Genomic DNA, 22,006 nt, shown 5'->3' on the forward strand with positions numbered 1-22,006 from the left:
CAACCGCACACTGGTAGATCGGCGCGTTACGCCCCTAGAATCATCGGTTTCCGGTCGTATCGGTGGTTCGATGAAGTTGAAGCTGGGCATGACGGGCATGGATGGCCAAACGCAGGCCGCGTTGACCGAGGCATTCCAGGCCGCCAACCAGGCCGCCGGCAACCGTTTCGAAGTGGCGGACTCGGGCAACGATGCCGATTTCGTCATCGTCGACATGGACAGCCTGTACGGGCCGATGAGCTTCATGCAGCTCCACAACGCCGGAAAGCATGTCATCGGCTATACCCAGGCCACGCGCACGCAGTCCGACTCGCGCCTCGCCAAACCGCTCGACCACATCGAATTCGCCAACCTGCTGGGCATGCTCGCCGATCAGCGCGGCGCACAAGCCGTCGCCGTGGAACCGGAGCCTGCGGCACCTGCTCCCGTGCCTGCCCCCGCACCCGTCGCCGCGCAGCCAGTGGTTGAAGAGATCGCGCCACTGCAGCCTGCAACGCCGGCCGGCACCACCCCCGCGCCGACGCAGCAGGATCACCTGCCGCCCTCGCCCGCTGCAGCCGTCAGCGCGCCGCATCCGGCCCCCGTGCCGGCACCGGTGGCTGTCAATGTCGCGCCGGAACCGGTCCACCAACCGACTCTCGCCGATTGGCTGGCGCCAGGCGCCCTGAAGGGTGCGGTCGTGTTCCAGCGCGGCGACGGCCCCGAATTGCGCATTCACCCCGGTCGCCGCGAATACCAGGGACCGACTGGCCTCAAGCCGCTGATCGCCTATTTCGACGCCCCGGTGGCCGAAAACGAACTGCGTCCGCTCGCCGATGCCGATTGGTCGTCGGACCAAGCACAGCCGCTGACGCGCCTGGTGTGGCTGGCCGGCCTGCTCGCCGGCAATGGCCGCGTGGTCGCTGGCCTGCCCGAGCACGCCCATTACCAGCTCACCAAATGGCCGCAGACCGAGCGCGAATACCCCAAGCACTTCCGCATCGCCACCGCGATGATGAAGGGCCCGGCGACCGTCGAGGAAATCGCCGTGGCGGCCAGCGTCCCGGCCACCGACGTCGCCGACTTCGTCAACGCCAATCTCGCGACCGGTTTCGCAGCCGCCAGCGTGGACGGCGCCAACGTGCCGGCGCCGGGCATTCTCGCCGCCCTGCGCGGCTGATTCCGCTCCGCTTCACACCGGCGACACCGCGCCTTCCCGCGTGGTCGTAAAATGGCGGAATGATCGATGCCGACCGTTATCCGCGCCTGTCGCGGATCGATTCCCCCGCCGACCTCCGCAAGTTCGATGCAAGCGAACTGCGCGCCATCGCCGATGAGCTGCGCGCCTACCTGATCGAATCGGCCGGCAAGTCCGGCGGCCACTTCGGCGCCGGCCTTGGCGTGGTCGAACTCACCACCGTGCTGCACTTCCTGTACGACACGCCGGAAGACCGCATCGTCTGGGACGTCGGCCACCAGGCCTACCCGCACAAGATCCTCACCGGTCGCCGCGACGCCATCCATACCGTCAAGCAGAAGGACGGCATCGCGCCGTTCCCCAAGCGCGAGGAGTCGATCTACGACACTTTCGGCGTCGGCCATTCCTCGACATCGATTTCCGCCGCGCTCGGCATGGCGATCGCAACAAGCCGTCTCAAAGATGGCAACGCCGGCAACGATCGCAAGGTGGTCGCGGTGATCGGCGACGGTGCGATGACCGCAGGCATGGCCTACGAAGCGCTCAATCACGCCGGCGGCATGGACCAGGATCCCGACATCCTGGTGATCCTCAACGACAACCGCATGTCGATCAGCGAAGCCGTTGGCGGACTGACCAAGATGCTCGGCCGCATGACCGGCAGCCGCACGCTCAATGCCATCCGCGAAGGCGGCAAGAAATTGCTGGGCGACAAGGACAAGGCCCCGGCGCGTTTCGTCAAGCGCTGGGAAGAACACTGGAAGGGCATGTTCGTGCCATCCACGCTGTTCGAGGAAATGGGCTTCCACTACACCGGTCCGATCGACGGCCACGACGTCAACGCGCTGGTCGATACGCTGAACACGCTCAAGACCCTGAAGGGTCCGCAGCTGCTGCACGTCATCACGACCAAGGGCAAGGGCTACGAACGCGCCGAAGCCGACCAGATCGGCTACCACGCGGTATCGCCCTTCGATCCCGAGCAGGGCATGGTGTCGAAGCCGGGGGCGGTGAAGAAACCGACCTATACCGATGTTTTCGGCGACTGGCTGTGCGATATGGCGGCAAGCGATCCGAAACTGCTCGCGATCACGCCGGCGATGCGCGAAGGCTCGGGCCTCGTGCGTTACAGCAAGGAATATCCCGATCGCTATTTCGACGTCGCCATCGCCGAACAGCATGCGGTGACGCTGGCGGCGGGCATGGCCTGTGAAGGCGCGAAGCCGGTCGTCGCGATCTACTCGACCTTCCTGCAGCGCGGTTACGACCAGCTGGTGCACGATGTCGCGATCCAGAACCTCGACGTGCTGTTCGCGATCGATCGCGGCGGCGTGGTCGGTCCCGACGGCGCGACGCACGCCGGCAATCTCGATCTCTCCTATCTCCGCTGCGTGCCCAACATGGTGGTGATGGCGCCGTCCGACGAGGACGAATGCCGCAAGATGCTGAGTACCGGGTTCGAATTCAACGGACCTGCAGCCGTGCGTTACCCGCGCGGCACCGGTCCCGGCGTCGCCGTGCAATCCGGCCTCGCCACGCTGCCGATCGGCAAGGCCGAAGTGAAACAGCGCGGGCAACGGATCGCGTTGCTGGCGTTCGGTGCCATCGTGCCGGCAGCGCAAACGGTCGGCGCGGAATCTGGGTTCACCGTGGTCAACATGCGTTTCGTGAAGCCGCTGGATCGCGAGCTCATCCTTGAGCTGGCGAAGACGCACGACGCTTTCGTCACCCTTGAGGACAACGTCGTCGCCGGCGGCGCCGGCTCCGGCGTGGCGGAATTGCTGGCGGATGCCGGAATCACGATGCCGATCCTGCACCTGGGATTGCCGGATGCCTTCCAGCATCACGCCAGCCGCGAGGATCTGCTGAGCGAAGCAGGACTCGATGCCGCAGGTATCCGCAAGGCGATCGAAGCGCGTTTTCCTCAGCAGCAAGACGGGCGATTGCGCGCCGGCAGATAGGCGACATGGCATCAAACACCCCGGGAACCGGGGTATTTGACTTCTGATACGCTAAGGATCGTCGGACAGGATGCCGATGGTGATGGCTTTCAGGGAGGACCCTATGCCGATTCAGATTGATCGCCGTGCTGGCCTTAGCCAATCGGATTTCCGAACCCAATACGTCGCCCGTTCGCGCCCGGTCATCCTGACCGATGCCATCGATCACTGGCCGGCCCGACGGAAGTGGAGCCTGGATTACTTCGCCGAGCATTACGCCGACAAGCAGGTTTCCTTCGATCGCAAGTCCCATCGCATCGGCGACTTCATCGACGACCTGAAGCGCAATGAGGGACAGGACAACACGCCCTACCTGAAGGAAGTGAAGCTGGATGAGCAATTCCCGGAACTTTGGGCGGATGTCGGTCGCATTGATGTTGCCAGGGACAACTTGCTCGACAGCCGCCTACTGCCCCGCTCGATGCGCCTGGATCGAGGAAAGGTCGCGCTGTTCATCGGCGCGAAAGGCAGCGGCTTCCGCAAGTTGCATTGGGACTACAGCTACCTGCACGTCTTCATTTCGCAAGTGCATGGACCCAAGGACGCGATACTTTTTGCGCCGGGCGATACGCGTTTTCTATATCCCAATCCACAACAGGACAACCATTCGCTGATTCCCGACCCGTACCATGTGGACCCTGCGGTCTATCCGGAATTCGCCCGCGCCGATCCAACCCGGCTGACCATTGCCGAAGGCGAAACCCTGTTCCTGCCCGCAGGCTGGTGGCATGCAACGCATATCAACCAGCCCAGCATCGCGATCGCCGAAAGTACGCTTGACACGTTCAATTGGAATCAACGCAGGCTCTGGTATGCCCAGAGCCATGCCCGGGACGGCGTGCCTTACGTCAAGCGCAAGGCAGTCGGCCTTTACATGCACATGCTCAGTCTGGTCCTTCCCTGACAGTCGACCCGGTGTGGTCGCCCATTGCCCGCCATCGCCATCGCGCATCTTGAAAAAATTCGCTCACTGCATAGGGTGACGATAGGGTGTAAACGAAAAAGCGGCCGTGATTTATCATCACAAGCCGCTGATTCGTAAGCAATTATTGGTCGGGGTAGCCGGATTTGAACCGACGACCACTTGTCCCCCAGACAAGTGCGCTACCAGGCTGCGCTATACCCCGAGAGGGCATCCATTATAGACGCGATCGTCGGTCAGCGCTTCAGCAGGGCGGCGATCTGTTCCAGCTCGATTCGCAGGCTGCGCAGCGAATCCTGGGCCGGCGAGGACGCAGATCCGGACGCAGCGACGGCGACGGCCTTGCCCTGATCGCCCTCGAGGCGAAGGCGCGCACCACTGATGGTGTAGCCCTGTTCGTAGAGTAGGCCGCGGATCTGGCGCACCATCATCACGTCGGAGCGCTGGTAATAGCGGCGGTTGCCGCGGCGCTTCACCGGCTTCAGCGACGGGAATTCGGTTTCCCAGTAACGCAGCACGTGCGGCTTGACGTCGCACAGCTCGCTGACCTCACCGATGGTGAAGTAGCGCTTCGCGGGGATTGGCGGAAGTTCCTTGTTGCTGCCGGGATCAAGCATGTCCTTCCACCCGCTCCTTGAGCTTCTGACCCGGCTTGAACGTGACCACGGTGCGCGCGGTGATCGGAATCTCGACACCGGTTTTCGGATTGCGCCCGGGACGTTCGTTCTTGCGGCGCAGGTCGAAGTTGCCGAAACCGGACATCTTCACCTGGCGGCCATCGGAGAGCGCTTCGGACAACGACAGGAAGAACGCATCGACGAATTCCTTCGACTCGCGCTTGTTCAATCCGACCTCTTCATGCAATCGGTCGGCGAGTTCAGCTTTCGTCAACGCCATTGTTGCTTCCCCTTATCCGCGCACTACGGCTCCGTGCCTGGATGCTGCAGTATCGATCACCCTTGTGATGACTGCATTGACATCCTGGTCGGTCAGGGTGCGTGATTCTTCCTGCAGAATCAAGCCCATGGCGAAACTTTTTTCAGTGGTTCCGACGCCCGTCCCGGTATAGACATCGAACAGGATCAAGTCGCGCAACCACTCGCCTGCGGCCGAATGCACGGTGCTCGCCAGCGCTTTCCACTCGAGTTCGCGCGGCACCACCAACGCCAGGTCGCGGCGCACAGACGGAAAACGTGACAGCGGCCGCGATGTCGGGACATCGCGCCGGGCCAGTGGCGCGAGATCGACCTCGAAGGCGCAGGTGCGCGCGGGAAGATCGAGCGCGTCGCACAGCGACGGATGCAGTTCGGCGATCCAGCCGATCCGGGTATCGCCGCGCAGGACTTCGGCGCAGCGCCCGGGATGCGCCCATGCCAATCGGGCGGAACGATATTGCAGCGCAACGCCGGCCAGCGCCGCCAGCGAATCGAGATCGCCCTTGAGGTCGAACACGTCGTTCGCGCGCTTGCCGTTGGCGTCGCCCCATTGCTCGTCGGCGGCAGTGCCGCAGGCGATCGCGGCGATGCGCTGGGTGTGCAGCGGCGCATCGCCCGTCGCGTGAAAGACATTGCCGAGTTCGAACAGGCGCACGCGCGATTGCTGGCGTGCAGCATTGCGCGCCAGCGCTTCGGCGAGACCGGGCGCCAGCGAAGTGCGCATCACCGCCAGTTCGGCACTCAGCGGATTGGCCAGCGCGATGCTGCCCTCTTCCATCTGCCAGGTCTGCAACTGGCGGGCATCGACGAAGGCGAAGGTCAGCGCTTCCAGATAACCGCGCGCGACCAGCTGGCGGCGCAATGCGCTATCCGATACGCGCGTTTCCGATGGCGCGCGCACGGCGGCACCACCGGCCGGCAGCGTGGTCGGGATGGCGTCGTAACCGTGGATGCGTGCGACTTCCTCGATCAGGTCTTCCTCGATCGCGATATCGAAGCGCGACGTCGGCGCGATCGCGGTCCAGCCATCGGCGGTCGCGTTGACCGCGAAACCGAGCGAATGCAGGATGCGTTCGACATCGCCGTCGGCGATCTTCACGCCGAGCACGCGCGCCAGGCGCTCGCGGCGCAGCGCGACCGGCTGCGGCTTCGGCAGGTCGACATCGCGGGTGACTTCGCCGACCGGACCCGGCGTGCCGCCGGCGACTTCCAGGATCAGCGCGGTCGCGCGTTCGATCGCCTGCCGTGGCAATTCGGGATCGACGCCACGCTCGAAGCGATGCGATGCATCCGTGTGCATGCCAAGCTTGCGCGAACGGCCGATGATCGCCGCCGGCGCGAAATGCGCGGCCTCCAGGAACACATTGCGGGTGTCATCGGTGACACGGGTGTCATGGCCACCCATCACGCCGGCCAATGCGACTGCGCGATCGTTGTCGGTGATGACGAGGAACCCCTCGTCGACGGTGACGTCGCGACCATCGAGCAGCTTCAGTGCTTCGTCCTTGCGGGCGTGGCGGACACCGATCGGGCCTTGCAGGCGATCACGATCGAAGGCATGCATCGGCTGGCCAAGTTCAAGCATCACGTACTGGGTGACATCGACGAGGAAGCTGACGGGACGGATGCCGCTGCGACGCAGGCGTTCGGCCATCCACAGCGGCGTCGCGGCTTTCGCGTCGACGCCTTCGATCACGCGACCGGCATAGCGCGGCGCATCGGCACCGGCATCCAGGGTGATGGGCAGCGTTGCAGTCGACTGCGCCGGTACTGCGGCGATCGCCTGTTCGGCCAGCGCAGTGCCGGTTGCAGCCGCGACATCGCGGGCGATGCCGCGCAGGCAGAAGCAATCGGCGCGATTGGGCGTCAGGCCGAGTTCGATCACCGCATCCGGCAATTCGAGGTAATCGGCCAGTGCGGTGCCAATCGGTGCGTCAGCCGACAGTTCCAGCAGTCCGGAAGCATCGGCATCGATGCCGAGCTCCTTGGCCGAACACAGCATGCCGTTCGATTCGACGCCACGCAGCTTGGCCGCCTTGATGGTGATGTCGCCGATCTGCGCGCCGACCATCGCCAGCGGCGCCTTCAGTCCGGCGCGCGCATTGGGGGCACCGCAGACGATCTGCAGTACGCCGTGCGATCCGGCATCGACCGTGCAGACCTGCAGGCGATCGGCTTCGGGATGGCGCACGCATTCGCGGATCTGCGCGACCACGACGCTGTCGAGGCCCTGCCCCAGCAGCTCGCTGCCCTCGACCTCGAGGCCGATCGCGGTGAGCGTCGATTCCAGTTGTTCGCGCGTCGCCGTGGTCGGGACCAGTGCGCGCAGCCAGCGTTCGGAAAACTTCATGCGAATTGCCTCAGGAACCGCACGTCGTTCTCGAAGAACGCACGCAGGTCGTTGACGCCGTAACGGAGCATGGCCAGGCGTTCGACACCCATGCCGAAAGCGAAACCGGTGTAGCGCTCGGGATCGATGCCGACATTGCGCAGCACTTCAGGGTGGACCATGCCGCAGCCCAGCACTTCCAGCCAGCGCGAACCGCCATCACCGGTGTCCCACTTGATGACGACGTCGGCGCCGGGTTCGACGAACGGGAAGTAGGTCGGCTTGAACAGCATCTCGAAATCGCGCTCGAAGAAGCCGCGCAGGAATTCGGCGATGGTGCCCTTGAGATCGGCGAACGTCGCGTGTTCGTCCACCAGCAGGCCTTCGACCTGGTGGAACATCGGCGAATGGGTCTGGTCGCTGTCGCTGCGGTAGACCTTGCCGGCGGCGATCATCCGCAACGGCGGCTTGATCTCCTGCATGTAGCGCACCTGCACGCCCGAGGTATGCGTGCGCAGCAGGCGGCCGTCGCCGAAGTAGAAGGTGTCGTGCATCGCGCGCGCCGGATGGTGCGGCGGGAAATTGAGCGCCTCGAAGTTGTGCCAGTCGTCCTCGATCTCGGGGCCGTCGGCGAGTTCGTAGCCGAGGCGCGCGAAGATGTCGACGATGCGTTCCAGCGCGCGGTTGAGCGGATGGATGCCGCCGATCGCGCCGTCGCGGCCGGGCAGCGTCATGTCCAGCGTTTCGCCGGTGAGGCGCGCATCGAGTGCGGCGCTGTCCAGCGACTGCTTGCGCGCGGTCAACGCGTCGGTGACGACGGTGCGCACGCGGTTCACCACCTCGCCCTGCAGCTTGCGCTCGTCGGGCGACAGCGTGCCCAGCGCCTTCAGGCGGCCGGTGATGCTGCCGTTCTTGCCCAGCAGCGCGACGCGCAACTGTTCCAGCGCATCGGGAGACGCGGCGGCGGCGATGTCGGACAGCGCCTGGGCCTGCAAATTGTCGAGTTCGCTCATGTGCAAAGAATAATCGGTGCGTTCCGCGTGCCACAAATGAAAATGGGGAAGGACTCGCGCCCTTCCCCATCATCCGAAGATGCCGGTTGCAGACCGCAACCAGCGTCAGGGCTGTGGATCAGCCTTGCTTCTTCGCCTTGGCCGGCTTGGCCGGTTCCATGACGTACGACTTGGGCAGGCTTTCCGGCTGCTTCACTTCCATGCCCAGCGCCTTGGCGGCGGTCTGTGCCAGCACGCCGAACGCGTGCATGTCATGCACGGCGATGTCAGCCAGGACCTTGCGGTCGAGGGTGACGCCGGCCTTGAGCAGGCCGTTCATGAAGCGGCTGTAGGACAGACCATGCATGCGGGACGCGGCATTGATACGCGCGATCCACAGGCTGCGGAACTGGCGCTTCTTCAGCTTGCGACCGATGTACGCGTACTGCTGGGCCTTGGTGACGGCCTGCTTGGCAACGCGGAAGACCTTGCGGCGGGCGTTGTAATAACCCTTCGCAGCCTTCAGGACTTTCTTGTGACGACGACGTGCGACCACGCCACGCTTGACTCGTGCCATTGTTCAGTCCTCCTCAGAGATAGGGCAGCATGCGGTCCAAACGACCTGCGTCTTCCGCACGAACGTGGTTCGTCTGGCGGAGGTTGCGCTTGCGCTTGGTGGCCTTCTTGGTGAGGATGTGGCTGCGGTTGGCATGGCCACACTTGTATTTGCCGCTGGCGGTCTTGCGGAATCGCTTCGCCGCGCCGCGATGGGTCTTGATCTTGACCTTCGACATGACAGTTCCTTCGTTGTGTTCTGACTGACCGGGCGGAAGCCGCGAAGCCCCTCTTTCCATCCATGCCCATGTCGGGTTCGAGCCGCTATCCGTGCGGGCGCGGCAGGCCCGTCCCGGCAAACCGGGAGCCGCCTAGTATGGCGGAAAGGTGAACGGGGTGCAAGGAGAAGCGGCTTATTTCCGCTTCGGGGCGATCATCATCACCATCTGGCGGCCTTCCAGGCGCGGGCGGGACTCGATCACCACGTCCTCGCCGAGGTCGCCCTCGATGCGCTTGGCCATCTCCATGCCCAGCTCCTGGTGGCTCATTTCGCGGCCACGGAAGCGGATGTTGACCTTGATCTTGTCGCCTTCGACCAGGAATTCGCGCATCTTGCGCAGCTTGATCTGGTAGTCGCCCTCGTCCGTCACCGGGCGGAACTTCACTTCCTTGATCTCGACCTGCTTGGTCTTCTTCTTGGCCTCGTTGGCCTTCTTCTGCTGTTCGAACTTGAACTTGCCGAAGTCCATGATCTTGCAGACCGGCGGATCGGCCTGCGGCTGGATTTCGACAAGGTCCAGACCCTCCTCCTGGGCCATCTGCAGCGCTTCGTCGCGCGAGAGCACCCCGACCATTTCGCCGTCGGACCCGATCACGCGCACGCGCGGGACACGGATTTCGTTGTTCTTGCGGTTCTGCTTGTTATCGACGGGCGTACTGATGTTGCGGTCTCCGGAGGGTTCTGGGTCCGGGCCGCGTTTCTCATCGCAGCCCGGTTGTGTGATCAGCCTGGTACGTGTTCCGTACGCAGCCTGTTTGCGAAGTCTTCGATCGACTGGGTCCCCAGGTCCTCGCCTCCGCGGGTACGCACCGCAACCCGGCCTTCCTCGCGTTCGCGGTCGCCCACGACCAGCAGGTAAGGCACGCGCTGCAGCGTGTGCTCGCGAATCTTATAGCCGATCTTCTCGTTCCGCAAATCGGAAACCACCCGGAAGCCTTGCTCTGCAAGGGTTTTGCGGACCTGATCGGCATATTCGGCCTGGGCGTCGGTGATGTTCATCACCACCGCCTGGACCGGGGCCAGCCACGCCGGGAACTGGCCGGCATGATGCTCGATCAGGATGCCGATGAAGCGCTCCATCGAGCCGACGATGGCCCGGTGCAGCATCACCGGATGCTTGCGCTGGCTGGTTTCATCGACATATTCCGCGCCGAGGCGGCCCGGCATCATGAAGTCGACCTGCATGGTCCCGAGCTGCCAGGTACGGCCGATGGCGTCCTTCAGGTGGTACTCGATCTTGGGACCGTAGAAGGCGCCCTCGCCCGGCAGTTCCTGCCATTCCACCCCGGCGCCACGCAGGGCCGAACGCAGCGCGTCCTCGGCCTTGTCCCACGTCGCATCGTCGCCGAGACGGGAATCCGGGCGCAGCGCGATCTTGATCTGGATGTCGGTAAAGCCGAAATCGGAATAGACCTTGAGCGCCTGCTGGTGGAAGTCGCGGACCTCGGACTCGATCTGGTTTTCGGTGCAGAAGATGTGGCCGTCGTCCTGGGTGAAGCCGCGCACGCGCAGGATGCCGTGCAGCGCGCCCGAGGGCTCGTTGCGATGGCAGGCGCCGAATTCGCCGTAGCGGATCGGCAGGTCGCGGTAGCTGTGCAGGCCCTGGTTGAACACCTGGACGTGGCCCGGGCAGTTCATCGGCTTCACCGCGTACGTGTGCTTCTCCGATTCGGTGAAGAACATGTTGTCCTTGTAGTTGTCCCAGTGGCCGGACTTCTGCCACAGCGACACGTCGAGGATCTGCGGGCAGCGCACCTCGCCATAGCCGGTCTGGCGATAGACGCGGCGCATGTACTGCTCGACGATCTGCCAGATCGCCCAGCCCTTGGGATGCCAGAACACCAGGCCGGGGCCTTCTTCCTGCAGGTGGAACAGGTCCTGGGCCTTGCCGATCTTGCGGTGGTCGCGCTTCTCGGCCTCTTCCAGCTGGGTCAGGTAGGCCTTGAGGTCCTTGTCGTTGAGCCAGGCGGTGCCGTAGACGCGCTGGAGCATCTCGTTGTTGGAGTCGCCGCGCCAGTAGGCGCCCGCGACCTTCATCAACTTGAAGCCGCGCAGCTTGTCTGTGTTGGGCACGTGCGGGCCGCGGCAGAGGTCGGTGAATTCGCCCTGCGTATAGAGGGAGAGTTCCTCGTTGGCCGGGATCGATTCGATGATCTGCGCCTTGTATTCCTCGTTCTTGCCGCGGAAGAACTTCACCGCCTCATCGCGCGACAGCACCGAGCGCGCCACCGGCAGCGATTCGGCGACGATCTTCTTCATCTCCGCCTCGATCTTCTCGAGGTCTTCCGGGGTGAACGGCGTCTTGCGCGCGAAGTCGTAATAGAAGCCGTTGTCGATCACCGGGCCGATGGTGACCTGGGTATCCGGGAACAGCCGCTGCGTCGCCTGCGCCAACAGGTGCGCGGTGGAGTGACGGAGGATGTCGAGCGCCTCCGGCGATTTGTCGGTGACGATGGCGAGTTCGGCGTCGCGATCGATGCGGAAGCCGGTATCGACGAGCTGGCCGTCGACCTTGCCGGCCAACGCGGCCTTGGCGAGGCCGGCGCCGATGGAACCGGCGACTTCGGCGACGGTGACCGGATGGTCGAATTCACGGCGCGAACCGTCGGGGAGCGTGATGTTGATCATGGGAAGCAGACTGGCTATTGGAAATTCGGAATTCGATCCGGAACAAGCGGACCACAAACGCAAACGGCGCCACGAGGGCGCCGTTGATCGGGACCTCGGGACGCTTCAGCGATGGGCGGTGGTAGTGCTCATGTCGCACGCTCGGCCGGCGTCGCCGCAGGCCACCCGTGTCCGGTGGAGATAGGAAAACATAGGGCCGGAGCGGCTGCGGGTCAATGGGGGAGGCCCCTGCCAGCCGGTCCGGCCCCTGCCCTCACGGCGATCGCGCCGCGAGTTTCCTGCGTTCCGGGAGGCGATCCGGCCAGCCTCCGGCCAACGCTTTATAAAGCGAGATCGCGCTGCCGACGCTGCGGGTGCGGGCATCGGCAAAGGCGTCTTCCGCCTGCAGCTGGGTGCGCTCGGCATCCAGCACCTCGAACAAGTCGGTGGCGCCGGCGTGATAACGCAAGCGCGCCAGTTGTGCCGCCTTCGCGCTGTCGAGCGCCGCCTGCTCCAGATGCGCGTCCTCGCTGCGCGCACGGTCGTGGCGGACCAATGCGTTCTCGGTGTCCTCCAATGCCAGCAACACGGTCTTCTCGTATTGCGCCAGCTGGCCTTCGGCATCGGCATTCGCGGCCTTGATGCGGGCACGGACCCGACCGACATCGAGGAAGGACCAGTCGATCCCCAACGCGACCAGATGGGTTTCGCTATCGCGGGAGAACAAAGCGCCGGTCCCTGCCGCCTGCGAACCGATCAACCCACCGAGCGTGAAGCGCGGGAACAAGTCGGCGGTGGCCACGCCAATCCGCGCGGTCGCCGCATGCAGGCGCTGTTCGGCCGCGGCGACGTCGGGGCGATGACGCAGCAGGTCGCCCGGCGTCGACGGATCGATGCGCGCCGGCAATACCGGCAGCGCGCCCGACGGCGTGAGCTCGGGAATCAAGGCTTCCGGCATGTGCCCGGTCAACACCGCCAACCGATGCATCGACACGGCGACCTGCGCTTCCAGCGCCGGCACCCGCGATCGCGTCGCTTCCAGTTGCGCACGCGCACGCGAGGTGTCGAATTCGGTGCCACGGCCGGCGTTGAAGCGCGCCTCGACCAGCTTCAGCGTTTGCGCCTGGTTGTCGGCGTTCTGGCGCGCCACGCGCAGGCGCTCCTGCGATCCACGCAGGGCGACATAGGTGTTCGCGACTTCACCGACGATCGCCACCTGCAATGCCTGCAGGTCTGCCGACGAGGCGTGCAGGTCCGCACGTTGCGCTTCCACGCTGCGGCGAACGCGACCGAAGAGATCGAGTTCCCACGACGCCTGCGCACCGACGCTGTAGCTTTCGTAATCGCGATCGGCACGCGAAACACCGGGTTGCTGGTCGGCGCTGGCGCGATTGTCGGACGCCTGCCCTTGCGCGGTGATCGTCGGCAGGTAATCGAACTTGGCGCCACGCAGCAACGCATTGGCGCGATCGAGATTGGCCAGCGCGATGCGCAGATCGTGGTTGGCGGACAAGGCATCGTCGACCAGGCGCGTCAGCAACGGATCGTTGAAGCCGCGCCAGAATTCGCTGTCGAACGCATTCGTTGCATGATCGGCCGTCGCGACATCCGTGCCCGCTTCCGCTTGCACGAAACGCTCGGGTACCTGCATCGCGGGATAGACATGATTCGGCCCGACCGCGCAGGCCGCCAGCATCGCCGAAGCGATGGCGACGACGAGCGGTCGAACGGTAGCAAGGCTCACCATGGCAGCACCTGGTCGAAGTAGAAGTAGCCACCGGTCGGGCCATCGTTGCCGACCAGCGCAAGCTGCACGCTGGTGCGCGCACCTTCCGGCACGGGCAATTCGCCGTTCTGCTGATCACCGGACTTGTTCATGTCGGTCTGCACGTAGCCAGGATGGATGGCGTTGACCTTGATTCCGGTGTCCTTCAGTGCGTGCGCCAGATGCACCGTCCATGCGTTCACCGCACTCTTGGACACGTTGTAGGCCGGAACACCCTTGAACTCATAGATGAAGGACTCGGGGTTCTGGTGTTCCGAGATCGAGCCTAGCAGGCTGGATACGTTGACGATGCGGCCCGCATCCGACTTCTTCAGCAGCGGCAGGAAGGCCTGCGTGGTTTCGATCAGGCCGAACACGTTGGTGTCGAAGGTGGTTCGCCAGGTCGCGAGCGACTGGCCGGACACGCCCTTGGCGGCGTCATCGACCAGAATGCCGGCGTTGTTGACGAGGATGTCGAGCTTGCCGTGCTTCTGCGCGACTTCCTGTGCGGCCGCGGCGATGCTGTCGGGCTTGGTGACGTCGAGTGCGATCGCCTCGACCGGCAACCCTTGGGCTTGCAGCTTCAACGAGGCTTCGACCGCCTTGCCGCGATCGCGACCGGCAAGCAGGACGTGCACGCCCTGGCTGGCAAGTTGGCGGGCGGTCTCGAAACCGATGCCGCGGGTGGCCCCGGTGACGAGCGCGAGTTTGGAATTGCTGTTGGCAGACATTGGAGTTCCTTTGATGAGGCGGGCTTTCGCCCGCCGTGAGAGAGAGATCAGAGAACCGACGAGGCGGTCGTGGACGAATGCGCGGGCAGCGCGTCATGGCGCACCAGTTCCCGGCGCGCAAGCTTGCGCAGCGCGACGTAGAACACCGGCGTCAGGAACAGGCCGAACAGCGTCACCCCGAGCATTCCCGAGAACACGGTGATGCCGGTGACCGAACGCACTTCCGCACCGGCGCCATGCGAGAACACCAGCGGCACGGTGCCGGCGATGAACGCGATCGACGTCATCACGATCGGGCGCAGGCGCAGGCGGCAGGCTTCCAACGCCGCCTCGACAATCCCCTTGCCCTGCATTTCCAGTTCGCGGGCGAACTCGACGATCAGGATCGCGTTCTTGCACGCCAGGCCCATCAGCACCACCAGGCCGACCTGCACGAAGACGTTGTTGTCGCCGCCGGTCAACTTGACGCCGAGCAATGCCGACAACAGGCACATCGGCACGATCAGGATGACCGCCAGTGGCAACGTCCAGCTTTCGTACAACGCGGCGAGCACCAGGAACACCAGCAGGATGGCGAGCGGGAAGATCACCAGCGCGGCCTTGCCCTGCATCACCTGCTGGTAGCTGAGGTCGGTCCACTCGATGTTCATGCCGTTGGGCAACACCTTCTGTGCGGTGCCTTCCAGCGCCGCCATCGCCTGCGCGGAGGAAAGCAGACGCGGATCGGCGGCGCCGGCGAGATCGGCGGCGGGATAGCCGTTGTAGCGCAGCACCGGATCGGGTCCGTAGCTTTGCTTGATCGTCACCATCGATCCGATCGGCACCATCTCGCCACGTTCGTTGCGCGTGCGCAGGTTGCCGATGTCCTCGACATTGCCGCGGAACTTGCCGTCGGCCTGCGCGATCACCTGCCAGGTGCGACCGAACTGGTTGAAGTCGTTGACGTAGGCCGAACCGAGGTAGGTCTGCAGCGTGTCGAACAACTCCGTCAGCGGCACGCCCTGCGCCTTGGCCTTGACGCGATCGACCTCGGCATCGAGCTGCGGCACGTTGGCCTGGTAGCTGGTGATCGGATAGCTCATTCCGGGCGTCTGCATCACCGCGCCCTGCAGTCCCTGCACCGCGTTCTGCAACGCGCCGTAGCCGAGGCCGGCACGGTCTTCGACGAACAGCTGGTAACCGTTGCCATTGCCCAGACCCAGGATCGGCGGCGGCAGCATCGAGAAGGCGAACCCTTCCTGCAGGCCGGCGATCTTCTGGCTGATTTCCGCGTTGATCTGCTCGGCGGTACGGCCATGGCGCTCGCTGAACGGCTTGAGCGGAATGAAGGCCACGCCGGTGTTGGGCGTATTGGTGAACTGCAACGCGTTGAGACCCGGGAACGAAATCGTGTGGGCAACGCCATCGGTGTGCTGGGCGATATCCGCGACCTTGCGCAGCATCGCGTCGGTACGCGCGATCGACGCGCCTTCCGGAAGCTTCACGCCGGCGATCAGGTAGAGCTTGTCCTGGGTCGGGATGAAGCCCGCGGGCACCAGCTTGAACACGAAACCGGTGGCGAGCAGCAGCACCGCATACACCGCGAACACCGCGCCGCGACGACCGAGCGTGCGCTTCATCGCGCCTTCGTAGCGATCGGAATTGCGCTTGAAGAAGCGGTTGAACGGACGGAACACCCAGCCGAACAGGCGATCGATCAGGCGCGACGGCGCGTCCTTGGCCGCATCGTGCGACTTCAGCAGGCGTGCAGCCAGCGCCGGCGACAGGGTCAGCGAGTTGATCGCCGAGATCACCGTCGAAATGGCGATCGTCACCGCGAACTGCTTGTAGAACTGGCCGGTGACGCCCGAGAGGAAGGCCATCGGCACGAACACCGCACACAGCACCAGCGCGATCGCGATGATCGGACCGGACACTTCCTTCATCGCCAAGTGCGCGGCCTGCAACGGCGTGGCGCCATGTTCGATGTGGCGTTCGACGTTCTCCACCACCACGATGGCGTCATCGACGACGATGCCGATCGCCAGCACCATGCCGAACAGGCTGAGCGTGTTGATCGAGAACCCGAGCAGGTAGAGCACGCCGAACGTGCCGACGATCGACACCGGCACCGCGATCAACGGAATGATCGAGGCGCGCCAGGTCTGCAGGAACAGGATCACCACCAGCACCACCAGCGCGACCGCTTCCAGCAGGGTCGACACCACCGCCTTGATCGAATCGCGAACGAAGATCGTCGTGTCGTACACCGCCTCGTACTTGATGCCGTCGGGGAAGCGCTTGGCCATCCCGTCCATGGTCGCGATCACGTTCTTCTGGATATCGAGCGCATTGGCGCCCGGGGCCTGGAAGATGCCGATACCGACCGCGTTCTTGCCGTCGAGTTGCGAGCGCAAGGTGTAATCGCCGGCGCCGAGTTCGAGGCGCGCGACATCGGACAAACGGACGATTTCGCCATCGCTGCCGGACTTCAGCACGATGTTCCCGAACTCTTCCGGCGTCTTCAGTCGGCCCTGCGCATTGATCAGGGTGAGGAACTTGCTGTCGGGCATCGGTTCGGCGCCGAGCTGTCCCGCCGACACCTGCACGTTCTGTTCGCGCATCGCCCGCACCACGTCGCCCGCGGTCAGGCCACGCGAAGCGATCTTGTCGGGATCCAGCCACGCACGCATCGCGTAGTCGCCACCACCGAAGATCTGCGCATCACCCACGCCGGGCAAGCGCGTCAGCGCGTCCTTGACGTGCAGGCGCGCGTAGTTTCGCAGGTACAGCGTGTCGTACTTGCCGTTGGGTGAAGTCAGGTGCACCACCATCAGGAAGGTCGGCGACTGTTTCTGCGTGGTCACGCCCTGTCGACGCACGTCCTCGGGCAAGCGCGCCAGCGCCTGGCTGACGCGATTCTGCACGCGCACCGCGGCATCGTCGGCATTGGTGCCGGGGCGGAAGGTCACGGTGGTGACCAGCACGCCGTCGGAACCGGCGACCGACTTGATGTACATCATGTTTTCGACGCCGTTGATCGCCTCTTCCAGTGGCGTCGCCACTGTTTCGGCGATCACCTTGGGATTGGCGCCGGGATACACCGTGCGCACCACCACAGACGGCGGCACCACGTCCGGGTATTCGCTGATCGGCAGCATCGGCATCGCGATCAGGCCGGCGGCGAAGATCACGATCGACAGCACCGCGGCGAAGATCGGCCGGTCGATGAAGAATTTCGAGAAATCCATTGAAAGATCCTTGTCTGTTGCGGGCGCGTCAGTTCGAGGCGGGGCCTGCGGCTGCCGGCTGCGGCGCCGGGGCGCCCATCGCGATCTGTTGCGGCTTCACCGGCATGCCCGGCATGAACACCTTCTGCACGCCGTGGACGATCACCTTGTCGGTGGGCGCAAGACCCGACTGCACCACGCGCAACCCGTCGATGCTGCGACCGAGCACCACGTCCTTGCGCATGGCCGCGTTGTTCGGGCCGACGACATAGACGTATTTGCGGTCCTGGTCGGTGAGCACGGCGCTGTCGTCGATCAGCATGGCGTTGAACTCGCCGCTGCCCTGCAACTGCACGCGTGCGAACAGACCCGGCGTGAACAGGCGATCGGGGTTCTTCAGCACCGCGCGGGCGCGGATGGTTCCGGTCTTGGGATCGACCTGGTTGTCGACGAAATCGACGGTGCCTTCATGCGGATAGCCGTTCTCGCTGGCCAACCCGACGCGCACCGGGTTCTTCGTCGCGTTGCGCTCGCCCTTGCGGGCCATCTCGGCGTAACGCAGCAGGCTCTGCTCGTCGCTTTCGAAATAGACGAAGACCGGATCCTGCGACACTACCGTCGTCAATTGCGTCGCATCGGCCTGGGCGAGATTGCCCTCGGTCACCAGCGCGCGACCGGCGCGACCGTTGATCGGCGAACGCACTTCGGTGAACTGGAGATTCAATCGCGCGGCCGCGACCGCGGCTTCGGCGGCGCGCACCGACGCACCGGTACCGGACGTGGCGGCACGGCGCTGGTCAAATTCCTCGCGCGAGATCGCTTTCGCTTCGATCAGCGATTGCGCGCGGGCATCCTGCGCCTGCGCCAGTCGCGACTCGCTGCGGGCACGCTCAAGATCGGCCTGCGCGCGATCCAGTGCCGCGCGATACGGACGCTGGTCGATCACGAACAGCAGATCGCCCTTGCGGACGTCCTGCCCTTCGCGATAGGCGACGCGCTGCACGTAACCGCTGACGCGCGGCCGCAGCTCGACGCTTTCCACCGCGGCGACATGCCCGCTGTACTCGTCCCACTGGTGCACCGACTTCGTCAGCACATTGGCGACGCTCACTTCGGGCGGCGGCGGCATGCCGGCATTCGGCGCGGCCTGGCTGCTGCAACCGGCCAGCACCACCATGAGCGCCGCACCCAGCGCAAGCCCCGGCCATGTCGTGCCCGATGCCGTGCGTTGCAGTTCCGGACTGGAAGAATTGTCGTACATCATCTCGTGTGCTCCTGATTCCTGTTTGCGGCGTTTTTTGATGGGGAAAATTTCGATGCGACGGCGTCGAGCAGTTCGTGCACGGAGCGTGCGGCGTTGTCCGGCTCCAGGGTCAAGATCGCCTGGGTGCAGCGCGCGTCATTGCGGTGCCTGAGCAGTTCCAGCGCCTTGCGCCCGATGTGGTCGACGCATGGCCAGCCCTGGCAGGCGTGTTTTTTGTTGGCGTCGGTGCGTGCTGGCGATTCGACTTCCAGCAATTGCAAGCGCACGGCGTGGGTGCGTGCTTCGTCGTGCAGCACGCGCGCGAGCATGCGCAGGGCGGCCGCGGAAATCGAACGATGGCCGTAACCGGCCCAGGGGTTCTGCCCGCCGGGACCGCCGATCATCACGTAACCGCAATTGCGTCCCGACTCGGCGAGCCATGGCAATAGATGGCGCGCGGCAACCAGGTGCGGCAACACCGCTTCGTCGAAGTTGCGGCGCAACTCTTCCGAGGACTGGTCGATCAGGCGGCCACGCACGCCGCCTGCACCCAGCGCGGCGACCACGCCAAGGAAGGGCTGCCCGACTTCGCGCAACGACGCGACAAGCGCCAGCGCGCCGGCATCGTTCGCCAGCGAGGCCTCGATGGTGCGCAGGATGGCGCCCGGGAATTGCACTTCCAGCGCTGCCAGGCCACGGGCATCGCGGGCCACTGCCACCACTGGCCAGCCGGCGTCGGCAGCGGCCTTCACGGCCGCCCGGCCCACGGTCCCGGTCGCGCCAAGGACGAGGATGGCGGGTTTGACCATCCCGCTCATGGGACATTTTCTCCCGTCACTGGGACAGTCGCATGCCGTTGGAGGCCTCGGCGCAGCCAGTCGACCACCACCAGCAGGACCATCAGCACCGGCAGTCCCGCGACGATCGCCATCACCCCGACCAGCATCCAGGCCTCGGCAGTTCCAATGGAAACAGCACGTTGCAGCTCGATGACAGCAAGCCAAGGCACGCCAACCAGCCCGGCCGAAACGACCAGGGCATAGATCCAACGAACACCGGAGGCGGAAAGCATGACGGCGGCACCAAGGGGAATGGCGCGCAGGTTAGGCCGACGACCGGCACTTGATAAGTCAGCAATTCAGGGAATAATTATCCCGTGATCGGTCCAATCGAAACGAGACTCCCCCTATGACCCGCGATCTCAACGACACCCTGGTATTCGTCAAGGTGGTCGAACACGGCAGCTTCATCTCCGCGGCGCGCTCGCTGCGCCTGCCCAAGACCACCGTCAGCCGCAAGGTGCAGGAACTGGAAACGCGCCTCGGCGCGCAACTGCTGCACCGGACCACGCGCAAGCTCGGCCTGACCGAAGCCGGCAACATCTATTTCGAACACTGCCAACGCATTGCGCGCGAACTCGACGAAGCGGAAAGCGCCGTCGGCCAGTTGCAAAGCGGTCCGCGCGGCTGGTTGCGCTTCACCGCACCCTACTCGCTGGGCACCGAGAAGATCGCGCCGTTGCTCGGCGAGTTCCACGAGCGCCACCCCGAAGTGCGCGTGGAGATGCACCTGAGCAACGAACCGCTCGACCTGATCGACAAGGAAATCGACGTCGCCCTGCGCGTCGGCAACCTGCCCGACTCCAATCTCGTCGCGCGCCGGCTGGCGACTTTCCGCACCCAGGTATTCGCCAGCGCCGAATACATTCGCCGTCACGGCGAGCCGCTGCATCCCGACGACCTGGTGCATCACTCCGTGCTGGCATTCACCAAATCGCGCCGCAATGGCAACGAATTCATATGGACGCTCGGCGATGGCGAACGCACCGCCGATTTCCGCGTCGAGCCCGTCTTCGTCGCCAACGACTATGGTGCGCTCAGGGGCGCACTGTTGTGCGGCGAAGGCATGATGATGTCGGCCGACGTGATGATGAAACCGCTGGTCGAAAACGGCTTCGTGCAGCGCGTGCTTGCCGGCTGGACCGGACCCGAATACGAATTCAACGCGGTCTTCCCGCGCGGCATGACGCAATCGCCGAAGGTGCGCGCGTTCGTCGATTTCCTGGTCGAGCGTTTCAGCTTCGACGTGGACTACATGAACCAGCTGTGCCCGATCTTCAAGCGCCAGCAGGAGAAGGCCGCCGCGAATGCCGCGGAGCTGCAGGCCGCATGGCTCGCCCACCCGGTGCTGCCGGAAAGCGTGGAATCGCTCGCGGAAGACGCCTTGGCCTGAAGCCGAAACGAACGAAAACGGCCCGGGATTCCGGGCCGTTTTGCCGTCACCGACTCGCTGTTCAGAACCGGTAATTGACGCCGATCCGCAGCAGATCCAGGCTGGTCTTGCTCGAATGCGTGAAGGTATTGCTCGGGAATGCGATCGGCGGCGTGAACGCGGTGAGATTGGTGCTTGTTCCCGACACCTTGCCGAAGTCGGCGTGCAGGTATTCCGCCTTCAACGACCAGTTCTTGGGAAATGCGTATTCGTAACCGACGCCGTAGATGGCAGCTGTCTTGCTCTTGGACGACTTGAAGCTTTCCTTGGCGGTGGCGAAGGTATCGCTGAACTGGTCCTCCAGCTTGATGCGTGCCTGGGCACCGCCTGCCGTTGCATAGAACAGGGAATTGCCATGGACGTAACCAATGCGTCCGCGCAGCGTCATCATGTCGCCGATGGATGACTTTTCAGTCACCGTGTAGCTGGTCGGCGCGCAGCACGGATAGGTCGCCGAGGCCGAACGGGTCTTGTTCGCGCCGACGCTGTTCCAGTCGAATTCCGCGCCCACGAGCACGGCACCGCTCTGCCAGTTGTAGCCCAGATCGACGCCACCCGCGAAGCCGCTCGGCTTCACCTTGCCGGTGCCGCTGGAACTGATCGCCGGCGTGCTCGACGATGCGAAATACCCCGTCGGGCTGAAGACGACCGACGTCGTCATTTTCGAACTGCCGTTGACTTGCCCGGCGTTGGCGCCGATGTAGAACCCGTTCCAGTTCGCGGAACCGGACTGCGCGTGCGCGGCACAGGCCAACGACGCCAGCGCCAATGCGACGCAAGACTTCATGATCTTCATTTTGTCTCCCCTTCGTTAGGAATGATGTCCATATGCCGGAGACCCTGCGGAAACCCTTCCGCCCCCCTTGGGTCTTGGCGGACTCACGCTAGCAAGCTTCGAATCTGAATGATTTAGGAAAAGTCCGATATTTCGGGTCGCGCACCGAATTATGAGAAATATGTCGCATTCATCAAATTGAATGCGATCAGGCT

18 protein-coding genes, 1 tRNA gene and 1 pseudogene are annotated in these 22,006 nt (G+C 64.4%); 4 read left to right on the top strand and 16 right to left on the bottom strand.

From position 1 onward, the window contains the following. The first annotated feature begins 70 nt into the window (after nt 1-70). From ABE093_RS07870 to ABE093_RS07880, 3 genes are all read left to right on the top strand, one after another. A complete protein-coding gene (locus ABE093_RS07870; protein WP_430760332.1) occupies nt 71-1,159 on the top strand; it encodes a hypothetical protein in 1,089 nt (362 codons plus the stop codon). A gap of 59 nt (nt 1,160-1,218) precedes the next feature. Continuing rightward, nucleotides 1,219-3,138: a 1-deoxy-D-xylulose-5-phosphate synthase gene (gene dxs / locus ABE093_RS07875; protein ID WP_430760333.1), complete on the top strand. Its 1,920-nt coding sequence runs from the start codon at nt 1,219-1,221 to the stop codon at nt 3,136-3,138. Between the two features lie 103 nt (nt 3,139-3,241). Further along, nucleotides 3,242-4,081: a cupin-like domain-containing protein gene (locus tag ABE093_RS07880; protein ID WP_430760334.1), complete on the top strand. Its 840-nt coding sequence runs from the start codon at nt 3,242-3,244 to the stop codon at nt 4,079-4,081. Nucleotides 4,082-4,227: 146 nt separating this feature from the next. Here ABE093_RS07880 and ABE093_RS07885 read toward each other — a convergent pair. The 15 genes and pseudogenes from ABE093_RS07885 to ABE093_RS07955 form a co-directional block, all read right to left on the bottom strand. Beyond that, nucleotides 4,228-4,304 (bottom strand) — tRNA-Pro (locus ABE093_RS07885). Nucleotides 4,305-4,335: 31 nt separating this feature from the next. After that, on the bottom strand, nt 4,336-4,716 hold the full coding sequence (locus tag ABE093_RS07890) for a MerR family transcriptional regulator (protein WP_430760335.1): 381 nt from the start codon (nt 4,714-4,716) through the stop codon (nt 4,336-4,338). Beyond that, nucleotides 4,709-4,996: an integration host factor subunit alpha gene (locus ABE093_RS07895; protein WP_430760336.1), complete on the bottom strand. Its 288-nt coding sequence runs from the start codon at nt 4,994-4,996 to the stop codon at nt 4,709-4,711. Before ABE093_RS07895 ends, ABE093_RS07890 begins: the two co-directional genes overlap by 8 nt. Nucleotides 4,997-5,008: 12 nt before the next feature. Next, nucleotides 5,009-7,384, bottom strand: a complete 2,376-nt coding sequence (pheT, locus tag ABE093_RS07900) for a phenylalanine--tRNA ligase subunit beta (protein ID WP_430760337.1) — start codon at nt 7,382-7,384, stop codon at nt 5,009-5,011. Beyond that, entirely contained in the window at nt 7,381-8,376 is a 996-nt protein-coding gene (gene pheS, locus ABE093_RS07905) for a phenylalanine--tRNA ligase subunit alpha (protein WP_430760338.1), read from the bottom strand. The genes pheT and pheS overlap by 4 nt, the downstream gene beginning before the upstream one ends. 205 nt (nt 8,377-8,581) lie before the next feature. After that, nucleotides 8,582-8,932: pseudogene (gene rplT / locus ABE093_RS07910) on the bottom strand (50S ribosomal protein L20); the annotation flags it as partial. A 13-nt stretch (nt 8,933-8,945) separates the two neighbouring features. Next, a complete protein-coding gene (gene rpmI, locus ABE093_RS07915; protein ID WP_430760339.1) occupies nt 8,946-9,149 on the bottom strand; it encodes a 50S ribosomal protein L35 in 204 nt (67 codons plus the stop codon). Between the two features lie 174 nt (nt 9,150-9,323). Further along, nucleotides 9,324-9,851, bottom strand: a complete 528-nt coding sequence (gene infC / locus ABE093_RS07920) for a translation initiation factor IF-3 (RefSeq protein ID WP_430760629.1) — start codon at nt 9,849-9,851, stop codon at nt 9,324-9,326. A 62-nt stretch (nt 9,852-9,913) separates the two neighbouring features. Next, complete coding sequence (gene thrS / locus ABE093_RS07925) at nt 9,914-11,818, bottom strand: threonine--tRNA ligase (RefSeq protein ID WP_430760340.1); 1,905 nt, start codon at nt 11,816-11,818, stop codon at nt 9,914-9,916. Nucleotides 11,819-12,071: 253 nt separating this feature from the next. Continuing rightward, entirely contained in the window at nt 12,072-13,544 is a 1,473-nt protein-coding gene (locus ABE093_RS07930; protein WP_430760341.1) for an efflux transporter outer membrane subunit, read from the bottom strand. Continuing rightward, nucleotides 13,538-14,293 carry an SDR family oxidoreductase gene (locus ABE093_RS07935; RefSeq protein ID WP_430760342.1) on the bottom strand — a complete coding sequence of 252 codons (756 nt, stop codon included), beginning with the start codon at nt 14,291-14,293 and terminating at the stop codon, nt 13,538-13,540. Before ABE093_RS07935 ends, ABE093_RS07930 begins: the two co-directional genes overlap by 7 nt. 47 nt (nt 14,294-14,340) lie before the next feature. Next, a complete protein-coding gene (locus ABE093_RS07940; RefSeq protein ID WP_430760343.1) occupies nt 14,341-17,523 on the bottom strand; it encodes an efflux RND transporter permease subunit in 3,183 nt (1,060 codons plus the stop codon). A 28-nt stretch (nt 17,524-17,551) separates the two neighbouring features. Beyond that, the gene (locus tag ABE093_RS07945) at nt 17,552-18,763 is read right to left on the bottom strand and encodes an efflux RND transporter periplasmic adaptor subunit (protein ID WP_430760630.1); all 1,212 of its coding nucleotides are present in this window, start codon (nt 18,761-18,763) and stop codon (nt 17,552-17,554) included. Next, entirely contained in the window at nt 18,763-19,563 is an 801-nt protein-coding gene (locus tag ABE093_RS07950; RefSeq protein ID WP_430760344.1) for an SDR family NAD(P)-dependent oxidoreductase, read from the bottom strand. Before ABE093_RS07950 ends, ABE093_RS07945 begins: the two co-directional genes overlap by 1 nt. Next, entirely contained in the window at nt 19,560-19,817 is a 258-nt protein-coding gene (locus ABE093_RS07955) for a hypothetical protein (protein WP_430760345.1), read from the bottom strand. The genes ABE093_RS07950 and ABE093_RS07955 overlap by 4 nt, the downstream gene beginning before the upstream one ends. Nucleotides 19,818-19,933: 116 nt before the next feature. On the opposite strand from ABE093_RS07955, the gene ABE093_RS07960 reads away from it, so the two are divergent. Then, complete coding sequence (locus ABE093_RS07960) at nt 19,934-20,977, top strand: LysR substrate-binding domain-containing protein (RefSeq protein ID WP_430760346.1); 1,044 nt, start codon at nt 19,934-19,936, stop codon at nt 20,975-20,977. A gap of 61 nt (nt 20,978-21,038) precedes the next feature. Here the strand turns inward: ABE093_RS07960 and ABE093_RS07965 are convergent, their stop codons facing one another. Next, nucleotides 21,039-21,803, bottom strand: a complete 765-nt coding sequence (locus ABE093_RS07965) for an outer membrane protein (RefSeq protein WP_430760347.1) — start codon at nt 21,801-21,803, stop codon at nt 21,039-21,041. Between the last annotated feature and the right edge of the window lie 203 nt (nt 21,804-22,006).

Origin of the sequence: Solilutibacter silvestris (assembly GCF_050574925.1) — a bacterium.
GTDB classification, from domain to species: Bacteria; Pseudomonadota; Gammaproteobacteria; order Xanthomonadales; family Xanthomonadaceae; genus Solilutibacter; species Solilutibacter silvestris_A.